This is a genomic window from Chromobacterium aquaticum (genome assembly GCF_021129195.1).
Lineage (GTDB): Bacteria > Pseudomonadota > Gammaproteobacteria > Burkholderiales > Chromobacteriaceae > Chromobacterium > Chromobacterium aquaticum.
The window spans coordinates 1-14,056 of the sequence record NZ_JAJOHW010000010.1 but is presented as its reverse complement, the minus strand read 5'-3'; the positions used below and the strand labels follow the sequence as shown (position 1 = coordinate 14,056).

Below are 14,056 nucleotides of genomic sequence, written 5' to 3'. Positions count from 1 at the left end.
GGGATCAAGGACCAGATCGCGCTGAAGCTGATCGCCGCCAAGGGCAAGGTGCAGGTTCAAGCGCAGAGCGACAGCATAGAAGTCACCGCGGACAAGGATGTGACCGTCACCGCCTGCAAGGGCAAGGTGGAAATCGCCGCTGGTCAGGAAATCCTGCTCACCAGCGGCGGCGGCTATATCCGGCTCAAGGGCGGCAATATCGAAGTGCACTGCCCGGGCGAAGTCAGCGTCAAGGGCGCCAGCCACAAACTGAGCGGCCCGGCCAGCATAGGCGTGAACATGCAGGGCTTTCCCAGCGCGGAACGCTATGATGAGCAATTCCGCATTCTGGGCCCCACCGGCAAGCCCCTGTCCGGCCTGATGCTGGCCATCAGTGACGGACAGCAGCACTTGCTCCAGCACACCAGGTCGGACGGCAGCACCCAACGCGTCCATACCCAACAATCGACGCCGCTGAAGGCCAGCCTGGTATGGCATGAGATACTGCCATCCGAAGACATGCAGCCACCGGAAGGAGAACCGTGAGATGGCGGACAGCACCGCTTACAAAGCCAATACCAATACCACCGAGGGCTCCGTCTGCACCAATAAGGCCGACTGCAAAACCCCGCTGTCACAGGCCCAGGCTTTCGCCTACCTGCGTGTCTCGCGCCCCATTACACTCTCACGCTATTTGACCGGCCCCAAACCGCCGAACAGCCCGCCGCCACGCCGCATCCTCAACAATTACGGTGACAGAGCAAGAGTGATTGCCGCCACTTACGCCCGCTTTTATCTAGAAATTGAGGAGCACGGCAATATCAAGAAAAAGGGCCGCTATTACTGGATGGCCCTGGGCGCCTTCGCCAGCAAAACCGTGGCTTGCACCATTGATGCCTGGCAATCCACCGCCGGGCGGGCGATGTCCCGCCCTTATCTGCCCAATATCATCGACCCCGACTTTGTCAGACGCCATCTGGCGCTGGGCAATTTCTGGCTGTTCCAGGACATCGCCCCCTTCCACTGGTATTACAGCCGCTACCCGGAACACTTCGATAAGTGCGTGCCGTCGCGCGGCTGCAAAGACCTGCACAAGCAAGTCATCGACAATCTGGAGCGCATGGAACAAGGCGCGGAAGTGCTCCCGCAAATAAACTATCTGGCGGCCACCCCTAGTGTGATCAAAGGGTTTAAATACGTAAAAAAAATAGAGCAAGAAACCAACCCAGATGACCGTGCGGCCTTCCAACTAGAACACCTAAAACAGATCGCGGTGCATGAGCAAAAAGAGATATTGCAACCCTTGATGTATGAAAACAAGGCCTTCAAAAGCTGGGTCCAGATACAGCGCGAAGGCAAGGAGATGATCAAGGACACCATGCTCAACCCGCTTCTGCCGGATATCGAACTGGTCTTCACCCATGCCTGTAAAACAGATAAAAATGAATTAAAATCCATACCTCCCCCAGGCACTAAATTGGAAGATTACGACAGCAGGATGAAGTGGATATTGAATGCCGCAAACACATTCCATGATCTAATGAGGAAAGAAAAAAATCTGATGGAGTCCGAGTTAAAAACCATGGCAGGCTGGCATAACAGCAATGACTAAGACAACAAAAATCATCCTAGCCTTGTTGGTTGCTTTTGCTACCGTTATCGCGATTGCCTTCAACACATCGAATAAAAGCCAAGAGAGCCCCAAAAAAATGACTCCCAGCTACCCAAGCAATATAGAACTAGCCATGTATCAGCATGGTGATGACTGGCAAAAAAAATACCCAACCGTTGTTGCTGCTGAAACTCAAAATTTTGGCTTGAATTTCTACAAGGCTATGAATTTTGATCCCAATGCGCTTCCTAGCGTCACGATTAACGCTGGCGAAACAAAGACCGTCATTCCCAAAGTTTTAAGCATTTCAGCGACTGAAGAGAAGAATCGCTCTCCTGAGATAATCAGCATTTTCATCACTGCCAGGGTAAAAAATGGTGGCGCGATGTCTCATGATGAAGCAAGGCTCTACATTCTGGACCTCATCGAGAAGTTCACTGCTGCGGGCTGGAAAATAGCATTTTCCTTTAACAAACCCAGACTAAGCGGCATTCATGCCTTGAACTACTATGGCGCGGATGCACTGGACCCAAACTACAAGCTGTCTTTGGCGGAATGGATGCAACTTGATGGGTCTCTAAACTGGAAGCTTTATCTCAACCATACTTATATGCGCGTGACTGTGGACCGGGATCAAGATCATCTGGACCCCAACAAACCCGGCGCTTACATCATCAGCCTGACCATAGAACCACATGAGGAAGTGCAAAGAATGTATGTGGATCAGAAGGAACGCGATCACTGGCGTCAGCTATGGATTCCCATTGCCAGGAAGTTAAGGTCAGAGCGGAATATAAAGGAAGCCACTCTCAAGGCTCAGGGCATTCCCATCGTCAGCGACTACAAAGACCCGGAGCTGCCGCCAGCGCCGCCGGGCCAGCAAAACCCGGTGATCCCCAAGGATCTGCAATAAGCTTGGCCGGCCTCGGATGGGGCCGTCTTTTTTGATGCTACGGACCAATATGAGTAGAACCGCCCTCATCACACTGGCCGCACTCCTTGCCATCATCGGTGGCATCGCCGGCATCACGTCCCGCGCTGAGCCGCCTCGCCAAGAGCAGGCGCAGCCGACCTATCCTGCGCATATAGAACTGGCGCTGTATCAACGTGGTGATGACTGGGAAAAGCAATACCCGACCGCCGTCATCGCTGAAACCAGAAACTTTGGCTTGAATTTTTATAACAGCATCGATTTCGATGCCAATGCCCTCCCTATGGTCACCATAGACGCAGGCGGAGTAAAGACGGTTATCCCCAAAGCCTTAAGTATCATGGGAGTGGAAAACAAGACCCGTGGCCTCGGCATAACACGCATAAACGTCCATGCCCGAGTCAAAAACGGCGGAGCAATGTCTCATGATGAAGCCCGGCTCTACATCCTAGACATCATCGAAAAGCTCTCCATCGCGGGCTGGAAAATGGTGACTCCCTTAAACAAACCTAGATTGAATGGTATTCATGCCTTGAACTACTATGGCGCGGATGCCTTGGACCCAAACTACAAGCTATCTTTCGCGGAATGGATGCAGCTTAAGGGAATACTGAGTTGGGAGCTCTACCTCAATCATACCTTTATAACGCTGAATATTAACCGAGACCAAGACCATTTGGACCCCAACAAACCCGGCGCTTACATCATGAGCTTCACCATAGAACCACATGAAGAAGTGCAAAGAATATATGTGGAGGAGAAGGAACGCGATCACTGGCGCCAGTTATGGATTCCCATTGCCAGGAAGTTAAGGTCAGAGCGGAATATCAAGGAAGCCAAGCTCAAGGCTCAGGGCATTCCCATCGTCAGCGACTACAAAGACCCGGAGCTGCCGCCAGCGCCGCCGGGCCAGCAAAACCCGGTGATCCCCAAGGATCTGCAATAAGCTTGGCCGGCCTCGGATGGGGCCGTCTTTTTTGATGCTACGGACCAATATGAGTAAAACCGCCATCATCACACTGGCCGTACTCCTTGCCATCATCGGGGTCATCGCCAGCATTACGTCCCGCGCTGAGCCGCCACGCCAAGAGCAGGCGAAGCCGGCCTATCCTGCGCATATAGAACTGGCGCTGTATCAGCGTGGTGAAGATTGGCAAAAAAAATACTCAACGGCTCTGGCACCGGAAATTAAAAACTTCGGCGTGAGCATTTACAAAACACAGCCATTTGAATCCAACGCTCTCCCCTCTGCCATCGTGGATGCAGGTGGCGTGAGAACTGTCATCCCAAACGCTTTAAGCATCATGGCTACCGATGATCAAGATCGTGACGTAGGAATAACCATTATCGACATCAATGCCCGAGTCAAAAATGGCGGTGCCATGTCTCATGATGAAGCCCGGCTCTACATCCTGGATCTCGTTGAAAAGTTCACCGCTTTAGGCTGGAAAACAGCATTTTCCTTTAATAAACCCAGACTAAGTGGCATTCATGCCTTGAACTACTATGGTGCGGATGATCTGGACCCAAACTACAAGCTGTCTTTCGCGGAATGGATGCAACTCGATGGCTCTCTAAACTGGGAGCTTTATCTCAACCATACTTATATGCGCGTGACGGTGGACCGGGATCAAGATCATCTGGACCCCAACAAGCCCGGAGCCTACATCATGAGCTTCACCATAGAACCACATGAAGAAGTGCAAAGAATGTATGTGGATGAGAAGGAACGCGATCACTGGCGCCAGCTATGGATTCCCATTGCCAGGAAGTTAAGGTCTGAGCGGAATATCAAGGAAGCCACTCTCAAGGCTCAGGGCATTCCCATCGTCAGCGACTACAAAGACCCGGAGCTGCCGCCAGCACCGCCGGGCCAGCAAAACCCGGTGATCCCCAAGGATCTGCAATAAGACCCGCTAACAAAACCCCTGATCCTGCGTTGTGCCTCCTTGTCGTACTACTTGTACTGCCTGCGTCGGCACGCCTTGGCTCAGGTTCTCTGCGAGGTTTTGTTAGCGGCTCTAAGCTTGGCCGGCCTTGGATGGGCCCGGCCCTCTTATGCCATGTTGAGGACGACGGCCTGAGCGAGGCGATTGAAGCACACAGACCTAGCCCATGACTGACTACAGCATCCTTTATCACACAGCCTGCTTTGACCAATTCAAGCATGATTCCAGCACAAGAACGGAGCGCATTGGCGCGCCGGATGCGGCCGAGTTTGCTCTCGTCATGGCTAAAAGCCAGGATGGCGGCATTGGCTTTGATCAGTGCGCGGCAAGCGGCAATTTGCTCAAGGCATTGATTTCACATTGCTTCCACTTCAATGTCCAAAACGCGCTCTGCCCTCCGCCAAAAACGCCGCTGGCCTATCTGCCGCGCATGCTGTTCCGGGATAAGAATGGAAGATTCAAGGCACTTCATGACGAGCATATGAACTTCAAGCAGGAGCTCAAGAAGCACGCCATCCTGTCTCGGCGCCGTGAAAGCAAGCCGCCATCCCAACCGCTGCTCAGTGCCTTCCTGGATGAGCCGCAAACGGAGATCAATAGCCAGGTTTACGAACTGCTCGCCCATTCATGCCATTATGTTTGCATGGCAAAACTGGCCGGCGAATATGGCCATGGCGCGTTTGATGTGTTCTCCAACGATCTGGAGTTCTTTTTTACGGAGCTGGCCATTTTAGCCGGCCCCCACACCGCCATCATTCCAGTGGAGCATCCATCGGCGCTGCCCATGAATTGAACGCCATCCTCCGCCCAAGCCACGCTTCGCGCCTCCGGCGCCACGCCGCGGCCCAACGAAAGAGGCCGCAAACAGGAGCCATATGGAACCCAAAATCAAGCCGCATGATGTGCTGAGGGTGTATGCCTTGCTTGAGAATATCCAGCAGCTATTCCATCAGCCGGACAATTACACCATGGAGAATTTTCAAAGGTTTGGCGAGGAAAACTACCCGGAAATCCACCAGCTTTACTACGAGGTGGTCTGGAATTGGCTGTCCGAGGAAGAGCAAAACCAAATCATGGAGCGCCGCTAAGCGCTGGCGAGCCGGGCCGGTTTTAGAGCGTGTTTACGATCTCGCGAGCTAAGGCGAGACAAGGCGAAAACGGCTGAGAAAGCGGAATGTACAAGTGCTACATGAGCATTTCGAAGCGGTACTCACCGCGCGTCTCACGACGCGCAGCAGATCGTAAACAGGTTCTTAGCGCCCTGCGCCGCCCTCTGCCCTCAGCCAATCGAACAGATTCGCCATCGCCTCGCTGCGCAGCGTATCGCGCGGCCGCGACAGCCACCATTGCGCGCCCGGCTGGCGCGGGTAGCCGGCCAGTTCGCACAGCCGGCCGTCGGCCAGTGCTTCCTCCAGCGCCAGCGACGGCAGGCAGGCGATGCCGTGGCCGCGCAAGGCCGCGTCCAGCGCCAGCTGCGGCGCGTCGTAGACCGCGGCGATGCCGAAACGCGGCAGCAGCGCTTGCAGCGCGGCTTCCGCCGCTTCCGGCATGCGCGTCTTTTCCAGGCAGATCAGCCGCGCCTGTTGCGGGTGGCGCTCGGCCGACAGCGCCGCCAGCTGTTCCGCCAGCGCCGGCGCGGCGACGAAGCGCCAGTCTTCGCGCAGCCAGGCCGCATCTTCCCAGCCGGCCATCGCCAGCGGCTGGCGGCCGATGACGATGTCGACATCGATTTCGTCAGCCTGGCCCGGTTCTTCGTCGGTGGACAGCAGCGGCACGATGTCGGGATGGACGGCGCGCAGCCGTTCCAGCCGGCCCTGCAGCCAGCCATGCAGCACAAAGGCCGGTCCCACCAGCACCACCAGGCCGGGGTCGGTGTAGACCGCGATGCGGTCCAGGCCGCGGCGCAGCGTGTCCAGCGCGCGCCGCACGCTTTGTTGCAGCATTTGGCCGGCAAAGGTCAGCTCGATGCCGCGGCCCACGCGCTGGAACAGCGGCTGGCCGACAAAGGCTTCCAGCTGCTGGATCTGGTGGCTGACCGCGGACTGCGACAGGTGCAGCGCCTCGGCTGCGCGGGAGACGCTGCCCAGCCGCGCGGCGGCTTCAAAGCCGGCCAGCAGCCGCAGCGAGGGCAAGCGGCCCGGCCCGGCCGCGCCCTCGTCTTCCCTGCTTTGATCCTTGCTCATGGCGATACGGCCTCTTGATGGAGAAGTGGGCGGCCTGGCCGGCAATAAAAAACCGCTCGCAAGCGAGCGGTTGGATGCGGCGGCGCGGCGCGGCTCACTCCAGCTGTCCATTCAGCTTGAGCTTGCCCACCAGCCAGGTGTGGTCGTAGCTGACGATCTCGAACGGGTTGCCGAAGGGATCGACAAAGGACAGCGAGCAGAAGAAGCGATGGTCGCGCACTGAATCGCGGGCGATGGTCTGGCCTTCGCTATTGGTGACGCGCTCGCCGGCCAACTGGTCTATCCATTCCAGGAAATCCTGGCCGCCCACGACAAAGGCGATGGCGCCCTGGTGGCTGACATTGCCGCTCTTATCCTCGTTCACCGCCAGGCTCACCGCCAGGCGCACCGCGCCGTTGGCGTTGACCAGCATCACCGCGCCGTGCGGCCCTTCGCGCATATGCTTGTAGCGCGGGTCCGGGGCCATGGCCAGCACGCGCTGATACCATTTCAGGGCCTTGGGCACATCAGTCACTCGAATGTGGATGTGATCGATCTTGCCTAAAGTCAGCATGACTTCCTCTATTGTTTTTGATGCGACGGCGCGGGGCGGCGGGCCGTCCTGCCGGGCGGCGCCCCCTCTACCCCTTGCCGCCACCGGTCATTCTTTATAACAGCAAGCAGCCTATCCGCGCATTGTACTTGATTGCCATCACGGGCGCTCGCGCTGCAACAAAGGCTGCAGATAGCGCCCGGTATGGCTGACCGGATTGGCCGCCACTTGTTCCGGCGTGCCGGTGGCGATGATCTGGCCGCCGCCGGCGCCGCCTTCAGGCCCCAGGTCGATCAGCCAGTCCGCGGTCTTGACCACGTCCAGATTGTGTTCGATCACCACCACGGTATTGCCGCTTTCGCGCAACCGATGCAGCACTTGCAGCAGCAGGTCGATGTCATGGAAATGCAGGCCGGTGGTGGGCTCGTCCAGAATGTACAGAGTGCGGCCGGTGTCGCGCTTGGACAGTTCCAGCCCCAGCTTGACGCGCTGGGCCTCGCCGCCGGACAGGGTGGTGGCGCTCTGCCCCAGGCGGATATAGCCCAGGCCCACGTCCATCAGGGTGCGCAGCTTGCGCGCCACGGTGGGCACCACGCTGAAGAATTCCAGCGCCTGTTCCACGGTCATTTCCAGCACTTCGTGGATGCTCTTGCCCTTGTATTGCACTTCCAGCGTTTCGCGGTTGTAGCGCTTGCCGTGGCACACGTCGCAGGGCACGTAGACATCGGGCAGGAAGTGCATTTCCACCTTGATCATGCCGTCGCCCTGGCAGGCTTCGCAACGGCCGCCCTTGACGTTGAAGGAGAAGCGGCCCGGGCCGTAGCCGCGCTCGCGCGACAGCGGCACGCCGGCGAACAGCTCGCGGATGGGCGTGAACAAGCCGGTATAGGTAGCCGGGTTGGAGCGCGGGGTGCGGCCGATCGGGCTTTGATCGACGTTGATCACCTTGTCCAGCTGCTTCAGGCCCTGGATGTCCTGGTAGGCCGCCGGTTCTTCGCTGGCGCCGTTGAGCTCGCGCGCGGTGATCTTGTACAGGGTGTCGTTGATCAGCGTGGATTTGCCGGAGCCGGACACGCCGGTGATGCATACCAGCATGCCCAGCGGCAGCTCCAGCGTGACGTTCTTGAGGTTGTTGCCGCTGGCGCCTATCAGGCGCAGCATGCGTTCCGGGTCCACTTCGCGGCGTTCGCCGCCCAGCGCGATGCGACGGCGGCCGGACAGGAAGTCGCCGGTGATGGAGCCGGCGCAGGCGGCCACTTCGTCCGGGGTGCCGGCCACCAGCACTTCGCCGCCATGCTCGCCGGCGCCCGGGCCCATGTCCACCAGGTAATCCGCGGCGCGGATGGCGTCTTCGTCGTGCTCGACCACGATCACGCTATTGCCCAGATCGCGCAGCCGCATCAGCGTGGCCAGCAGGCGGTCGTTGTCGCGCTGGTGCAGGCCGATGGACGGCTCGTCCAGCACATACATCACGCCGGTCAGGCCGGAGCCGATCTGGCTGGCCAGGCGGATGCGCTGCGCCTCGCCGCCGGACAGGGTGTCAGCGGAGCGGGACAGGTTGAGGTAGTCCAGGCCCACATTGTTGAGGAAGGACACCCGCTCGCTGATTTCCTTGACGATTTTTTCCGCCACCGCCTGTTTCTGGCCGCTGAAGGCCAGCTGGGCGAAGAAGAGCGCGGTCTCCTTCAGCGGCATCTGGTTGATCTCGTACAGGGTTTTCTCGCCAACGAAGACGTGGCGCGCTTCCAGGCGCAGCCGCGAGCCCTGGCAGTGCGGGCAGGGCTGGTTGTTCTGGTACTTGGCCAGTTCCTCGCGCACCGCGGAGGAGTCGGTTTCGCGATAGCGGCGCTCCAGATTGGGGATGATACCCTCGAACGGATGCGCGCGGCTGAACTTGGTGCCCTTCTCCGACATATAGCTGAATTCGATGCTGTCGCGGCCGGAGCCGTGCAGCACCACATTGCGCACTTTTTCCGGCAGGTCCTCGAAGGCGAGTTCGGCCACGGAGAAGCCGTAATGCTCGCCCAGCGCCATCAGCATCTGGAAGTAGAACTGGTTGCGCTTGTCCCAGCCCTTGATCGCGCCGGCGGCCAGGCTCAGTTCCGGATGCGCCACCACGCGGCGCGGGTCGAAGAAGGTGATTTCGCCCAGGCCGTCGCACTTGGGGCAGGCGCCCATCGGGTTGTTGAAGGAGAACAGCCGCGGCTCCAGCTCCGGCAGGCTGTAGGAGCACACCGGGCAGGCGAACTTGGCGGAAAACCAGTGTTCCTTGGCGCTGTCCATTTCCACGGCGATGGCGCGGCCCTCGGCGTGGCGCAGCGCGGTTTCAAAGCTTTCCGCCAGCCGCTGCTTCATGTCCGCGCGCACTTTCAGGCGGTCTATCACCACCTCGATGGTGTGCTTCTTGTTCTTGTCCAGCTTGGGCACGGCGTCGATTTCAAATACTTCGCCGTCCACGCGCACCCGCACAAAGCCCTGGGCGCGCAGGTCTTCGAACAGGTCCAAATTCTCGCCCTTGCGGCCGACGATGACCGGCGCCAGGATCATCACCCGGCTCTCTTCCGGCAGCGCCAGCACGTGATCCACCATCTGGCTGACGGTTTGCGAGGACAGCGGCACGCCGTGCTCCGGGCAATGCGGCTCGCCCACGCGCGCGTACAGCAGGCGCAGATAGTCGTGGATTTCGGTGACGGTGCCCACGGTGGAGCGCGGGTTGTGGCTGGTGGCTTTCTGCTCGATGGAGATCGCCGGCGACAGGCCTTCTATCAGGTCCACGTCCGGCTTTTCCATCAGTTGCAGAAACTGGCGCGCATAGGCGGACAGGCTTTCCACATAGCGACGCTGCCCTTCCGCGTACAGGGTGTCGAAGGCCAGCGAGGATTTGCCAGAGCCCGACAGGCCGGTAATCACGATCAGCTGGTGGCGGGGCAAGTCCAGGTTGATGTTCTTCAGATTGTGCGTGCGTGCGCCGCGAATGCGAATGCTGTCCATATTGGAGCCGTTACTCACCGTCGGTCAGGGAACCTGTTAATATACCTGACTTGGCAAGTCTGACTCCACCAGTCTTTACACGCGGCGTCATCCGGAACGACGCCGAGTCGTTACTAGAACCATTGGGCGCGGCCATCGCGGCCGCCGCCCGTCAGCAACGCAAACGACGCACACAAGAATGAACGCAACAGAACTCCGGGCCAGCCTTGGCCTTTCCGGCATCTACGCCCTGCGCATGCTGGGCATGTTCCTGATCCTGCCGGTATTCGCCCTCTACGCCCAGACCCTGGACGGCGCGCAAAACCATACCCTGATCGGCATCGCGCTGGGCAGTTACGGCCTGACCCAGGCCTTGTTGCAGCTGCCGCTGGGCATGCTGTCCGACAAGATAGGCCGCAAGAAGGTGATTTACGGCGGCTTGCTGCTATTCGCGCTGGGCAGCTTCGTCGCCGCCGGCGCGCACGACATCGCCACCCTGACCGTGGGCCGGGTGATCCAGGGCGCCGGCGCCATTTCCGCCGCCATCACCGCGCTGCTGGCGGACCTGACCCGCGAGGAGAACCGCACCAAGGCGATGGCGATGATAGGCATGTCCATCGGCACCACTTTCGCCGCCAGCCTGGTGCTGGGGCCGCTGCTGGCCAAGTACATCGGCGTCAACGGCATTTTCGCGCTCACCGGCGCGCTGTCGCTGGCGGCGTTGATAGGCGTGTGGCTGATCATCCCGGACCCGGTCAGTTCCCGTTTCCACTCCGACACCGAGGCCAATGCCAAGCGGCTGCCGGCGGTGCTGAAAGACCCCCAGCTGCTGCAGCTCAATTACGGCATCTTCGCCTTGCACGCGGCCCAGATGGCGATGTTCGTCACCATCCCCTTCGCGCTGATCAAGACCGCCCACCTGGACAAGACCCAGCACTGGCAGGTGTATCTGCCGGTGACGGTGATAGGCTTCCTGCTGATGGTGCCGGCCATCATCTACGGCGAGAAAAAGGCGCGGCTCAAGCAGGTGTTCGTCGGCGCCATCGCGCTGATGGCCGCCGCCCAGCTGGGCATGGCGATGGCGCTGGACAGCTTCTGGCAGATCGTCAGCTGGCTGGGCCTGTATTTCATCGCCTTCAATATTCTGGAAGCCACGCTGCCGTCCTTGATTTCCAAGATCGCGCCGGCGGATGCCAAGGGAACCGCGATTGGCGTGTATAATACCGCCCAATCCCTTGGCCTGTTCCTGGGCGCGGCCCTAGGCGGTTGGTTGTACACCCGCTTTGGCCCGACCGGCGTGTTCGGCTTCACCAGCCTGCTGATGCTAAGCTGGCTGCTGTGGTCGCTGGCCATGCGTCCGCCGATGCCGGTGCGCTCGGTGATGTTCCACATCGGCGAGGATTGGCGCGGCGATGCCGGCGACTTATCCCGGCAATTGGCCGCCGTGGCCGGCGTGCATGAAGCCGTGGTGGTGCTGGCAGACCGCGTCGCCTACCTCAAGGTATCCCAACAGCAATGGGACGAAGCGGCGGTGCAAGGCCTGATCGGGGCCACTTTCTGAGCAACGGCTCCAAGAAACGCCGCCACGTCGCGGCAACAGGCCAGATATTTAGATTTTTATTCGGAGACATCGATGAACAGCATCACCTTTGACGGCCGTCTGGCCGCCGACGCCGAACTGCGCTACACCCCCAGCGGTGAGCCGGTACTGTCGTTCCGCGTAGCCAGCGACATCGGCTTTGGCGAGCGCAAGAGCACCAACTGGTTTAGCTGCCAGGTATGGGGCAAGCGCGGTGAATCGCTGAAGAACTACCTGGCCAAGGGCCAGCAGGTGACCGTTTACGGTCAACTGACCCTGCGCGAATGGCAGGACAAGGAAGGCAATAAGCGCCTGTCCCCGGACGTGCGCGTCAACGAACTCAGCCTGCAAGGCGGCCGCAATGAAATGGGCGGTTCCGGCGGCGGCATGAGCGGCGGCGGCATGGACGACGGCTACGGCTACAACGCGCCGGCCCCGCGCCAGGAAGCCCCGCCCGCGCCGCGCCGCCAGGAACAGCGCCCGGCGCCGAAGCAGCTGGACGATATGGACGACGATATTCCGTTCTGAGAACCTGTTTACAATCCGAGCGCCGGCTTTCGGCACTCACACAGGCCTGCGGCGCGCCGCAGGCCTTTTTCATGGCCGCGGACAACACCTAGAGCCGCCCGCGCAGCGTAGCTGAGCCAAGGCGCGCCGACGCAGGCAGTACAGTAGCGCAACGCAGGATCAGTGGCTTTGTTAGCGGGTCTTATTGGAACAAGCCAAGCTCCACGCACAGGGCCACCAGTTCCTGGTCGGTCCTGGCGCCCAGCTTACCCATGCCGGCCACTTTTTGCGCGCTGATGGTCTTGACGCTGCGGTTGAGCATCTTGGCGATCTCTCCCATCGACATGCCGGCGACGAAGTGACGCAGCACCTCGAACTCGCGCGCCGACAACCTCTCCACCTTGCTGCTGATCTTGTCCGCCGCGTCCGGCGTCGCGCGCAGCCCCGGCCGGTAAATCCGCCCGCCCGCCACGCATTCCAGCGCCTTGCGCAGTTCGGTCAAAGGCTGGGTTTTCTGCACCACGCCGGCCACGCCCAGGTCGTACAGGCTGGCAATGATCAATGGATTGGACACCATGGTGTAGATCAGCAGCTTGACGCTGGCGAAGCGCCGCAGCAGATAGCCTATGAGTTTGATGCCATCGCCGTGGGTTTCGTCGCCGGGCATATTGTAGTCGGTCACCACGATGGGCGGCAGCACCGAACTCTGCTGCATCCGGGTCAGCATCTCGATCAGTTCGGTGGCGCTGTGCGCGGTGCCGGCCACCTCGAACTGGCTGGTGCTCTCCACCATGCCACGTATGCCCATCAGCACGATGGGATGATCATCGGTAATCAATACGGATAGCTTGTTCATACTTTTCCCTGCCCATGGTTTGCAATTCTTTGGCGCTCGGCGCCAGCGCATGCCTAGTCTCCGGCGGCACGGCGCATGATGGCGGCGATGCGCTCGCCCGCCGCCTCTATCCTGGCCCGCTCCGCCTCCAAATCCAGCGTCTCCGCCAGGTCCGTTTCCAAGGCCTGAAGGTCGCGCACCAGGCGCGTGGCGCTCACCACCGCCAACGCGCCGCTCATGCGATGCAGCAGCGCGGCGACATCGCGCACCTTACCCGCCGCCAATGCCTGGCGCAAAGCCACGAGGTCGCTGCCCATGATTTGCAGAAACAGCGCGCGCATCTCGGCGGGCACCGCGGCCTCGTCCTGCGGCGGCACGGCAGCGGCCGCCAGCAGGCGACCCAGGATGGCGCGCAGTTCATCCAGTCGCACCGGCTTGGCCAGCCAGGCGTCGATATCGCCGGACGTCACGCCGCAATCAGGCCTGGCGGCCAGCACGACGATGGGCGCTCGCGCGCCCCGCTCGCGCAAGGCGCGCGCCAACTGATGCGCGTCCTCCGCCGGCCGGTCCGCGTCGCGGATCAATAGATCACAGCCCGATAGCAGCCGGTGCTGGAGCAGCTGCTGAGCGTTGTCCACCATGCAGACCTCGCAGCCCAGCTGTTCCAGCTGCTGCCGCAGCAGTTGGCGGTTCAAGGGCTTGTTCGCCGCCGCCAGCACTTTTAATCCTCGCGGAAAAACCGGCGGCGGCGCTTCTTCTCCCCGGCCGGGCAACCCTTGCCGCGCCAGACTCACCGCCAGCAGCATCGCCTGCACGTCGTGGATGTCCACCAGCCAGCCGTCAAGCCGCGCCTGCGCCGGCGACGGCCCGCCAGGCACCGCCAATACACGGACGCCGCCTGACGGTGGCCTTTGATCCACCGGGTCCAGGTCCAGCACCACGACGCCGGTGCCGGCCGGCGGCGCGGCGGCGTCGAACC

The 14,056-nt window shown here is 60.4% G+C and carries 14 protein-coding genes; 9 read left to right on the top strand and 5 right to left on the bottom strand.

What is annotated here, in order from left to right:
* The 7 genes from LQT98_RS01890 to LQT98_RS01860 form a co-directional block, all read left to right on the top strand.
* Positions 1-525: DUF2345 domain-containing protein (locus tag LQT98_RS01890; protein WP_231460932.1), on the top strand; the 525-nt coding region annotated here is incomplete at its 5' end.
* Between the two features lies 1 nt (position 526).
* Positions 527-1,591 carry a DUF2515 family protein gene (locus tag LQT98_RS01885; RefSeq protein WP_231460931.1) on the top strand — a complete coding sequence of 355 codons (1,065 nt, stop codon included), beginning with the start codon at positions 527-529 and terminating at the stop codon, positions 1,589-1,591.
* Positions 1,584-2,504 carry a hypothetical protein gene (locus tag LQT98_RS01880; RefSeq protein ID WP_231460930.1) on the top strand — a complete coding sequence of 307 codons (921 nt, stop codon included), beginning with the start codon at positions 1,584-1,586 and terminating at the stop codon, positions 2,502-2,504. Before LQT98_RS01885 ends, LQT98_RS01880 begins: the two co-directional genes overlap by 8 nt.
* A gap of 49 nt (positions 2,505-2,553) precedes the next feature.
* Complete coding sequence (locus tag LQT98_RS01875; RefSeq protein ID WP_231460929.1) at positions 2,554-3,468, top strand: hypothetical protein; 915 nt, start codon at positions 2,554-2,556, stop codon at positions 3,466-3,468.
* A gap of 49 nt (positions 3,469-3,517) precedes the next feature.
* On the top strand, positions 3,518-4,432 hold the full coding sequence (locus LQT98_RS01870) for a hypothetical protein (protein ID WP_231460928.1): 915 nt from the start codon (positions 3,518-3,520) through the stop codon (positions 4,430-4,432).
* Between the two features lie 205 nt (positions 4,433-4,637).
* Positions 4,638-5,264, top strand: a complete 627-nt coding sequence (locus LQT98_RS01865; RefSeq protein ID WP_231460927.1) for a hypothetical protein — start codon at positions 4,638-4,640, stop codon at positions 5,262-5,264.
* An 82-nt stretch (positions 5,265-5,346) separates the two neighbouring features.
* The gene (locus LQT98_RS01860; RefSeq protein ID WP_048409721.1) at positions 5,347-5,559 is read left to right on the top strand and encodes a hypothetical protein; all 213 of its coding nucleotides are present in this window, start codon (positions 5,347-5,349) and stop codon (positions 5,557-5,559) included.
* Positions 5,560-5,724: 165 nt separating this feature from the next.
* Here the strand turns inward: LQT98_RS01860 and LQT98_RS01855 are convergent, their stop codons facing one another.
* The 3 genes from LQT98_RS01855 to uvrA form a co-directional block, all read right to left on the bottom strand.
* Positions 5,725-6,654 carry a LysR family transcriptional regulator gene (locus LQT98_RS01855; protein WP_231460926.1) on the bottom strand — a complete coding sequence of 310 codons (930 nt, stop codon included), beginning with the start codon at positions 6,652-6,654 and terminating at the stop codon, positions 5,725-5,727.
* 94 nt (positions 6,655-6,748) lie between these two features.
* A complete protein-coding gene (locus LQT98_RS01850) occupies positions 6,749-7,207 on the bottom strand; it encodes a VOC family protein (protein WP_231460925.1) in 459 nt (152 codons plus the stop codon).
* A gap of 138 nt (positions 7,208-7,345) precedes the next feature.
* The gene (gene uvrA, locus LQT98_RS01845) at positions 7,346-10,177 is read right to left on the bottom strand and encodes an excinuclease ABC subunit UvrA (RefSeq protein WP_231460924.1); all 2,832 of its coding nucleotides are present in this window, start codon (positions 10,175-10,177) and stop codon (positions 7,346-7,348) included.
* A 178-nt stretch (positions 10,178-10,355) separates the two neighbouring features.
* On the opposite strand from uvrA, the gene LQT98_RS01840 reads away from it, so the two are divergent.
* Both LQT98_RS01840 and LQT98_RS01835 read left to right on the top strand, forming a co-directional pair.
* Entirely contained in the window at positions 10,356-11,717 is a 1,362-nt protein-coding gene (locus tag LQT98_RS01840; RefSeq protein WP_048409717.1) for an MFS transporter, read from the top strand.
* 72 nt (positions 11,718-11,789) lie between these two features.
* A complete protein-coding gene (locus tag LQT98_RS01835) occupies positions 11,790-12,263 on the top strand; it encodes a single-stranded DNA-binding protein (RefSeq protein ID WP_107800189.1) in 474 nt (157 codons plus the stop codon).
* 181 nt (positions 12,264-12,444) lie between these two features.
* On the opposite strand, the gene LQT98_RS01830 is transcribed toward LQT98_RS01835, so the two are convergent.
* Together LQT98_RS01830 and LQT98_RS01825 are read right to left on the bottom strand one after the other, a co-directional pair.
* Positions 12,445-13,098 carry a response regulator gene (locus LQT98_RS01830; RefSeq protein WP_231460923.1) on the bottom strand — a complete coding sequence of 218 codons (654 nt, stop codon included), beginning with the start codon at positions 13,096-13,098 and terminating at the stop codon, positions 12,445-12,447.
* 53 nt (positions 13,099-13,151) lie between these two features.
* The coding region (locus tag LQT98_RS01825; protein WP_231460922.1) for a response regulator at positions 13,152-14,056 on the bottom strand (905 nt) is incomplete at its 5' end.

Excerpts from the sequence above, each read along its gene's own strand:
- LQT98_RS01885 (WP_231460931.1), top strand. The coding sequence starts at position 527 with ATGGCGGACAGCACCGCTTACAAAGCCAATACCAATACCACCGAGGGC.
- uvrA (WP_231460924.1), bottom strand. The coding sequence starts at position 10,177 with ATGGACAGCATTCGCATTCGCGGCGCACGCACGCACAATCTGAAGAAC.
- LQT98_RS01880 (WP_231460930.1), top strand. The coding sequence starts at position 1,584 with ATGACTAAGACAACAAAAATCATCCTAGCCTTGTTGGTTGCTTTTGCT.
- LQT98_RS01870 (WP_231460928.1), top strand. The coding sequence starts at position 3,518 with ATGAGTAAAACCGCCATCATCACACTGGCCGTACTCCTTGCCATCATC.
- LQT98_RS01850 (WP_231460925.1), bottom strand. The coding sequence starts at position 7,207 with ATGCTGACTTTAGGCAAGATCGATCACATCCACATTCGAGTGACTGAT.
- LQT98_RS01860 (WP_048409721.1), top strand. The coding sequence starts at position 5,347 with ATGGAACCCAAAATCAAGCCGCATGATGTGCTGAGGGTGTATGCCTTG.
- LQT98_RS01865 (WP_231460927.1), top strand. The coding sequence starts at position 4,638 with ATGACTGACTACAGCATCCTTTATCACACAGCCTGCTTTGACCAATTC.
- LQT98_RS01855 (WP_231460926.1), bottom strand. The coding sequence starts at position 6,654 with ATGAGCAAGGATCAAAGCAGGGAAGACGAGGGCGCGGCCGGGCCGGGC.
- LQT98_RS01835 (WP_107800189.1), top strand. The coding sequence starts at position 11,790 with ATGAACAGCATCACCTTTGACGGCCGTCTGGCCGCCGACGCCGAACTG.
- LQT98_RS01875 (WP_231460929.1), top strand. The coding sequence starts at position 2,554 with ATGAGTAGAACCGCCCTCATCACACTGGCCGCACTCCTTGCCATCATC.
- LQT98_RS01830 (WP_231460923.1), bottom strand. The coding sequence starts at position 13,098 with ATGAACAAGCTATCCGTATTGATTACCGATGATCATCCCATCGTGCTG.
- LQT98_RS01840 (WP_048409717.1), top strand. The coding sequence starts at position 10,356 with ATGAACGCAACAGAACTCCGGGCCAGCCTTGGCCTTTCCGGCATCTAC.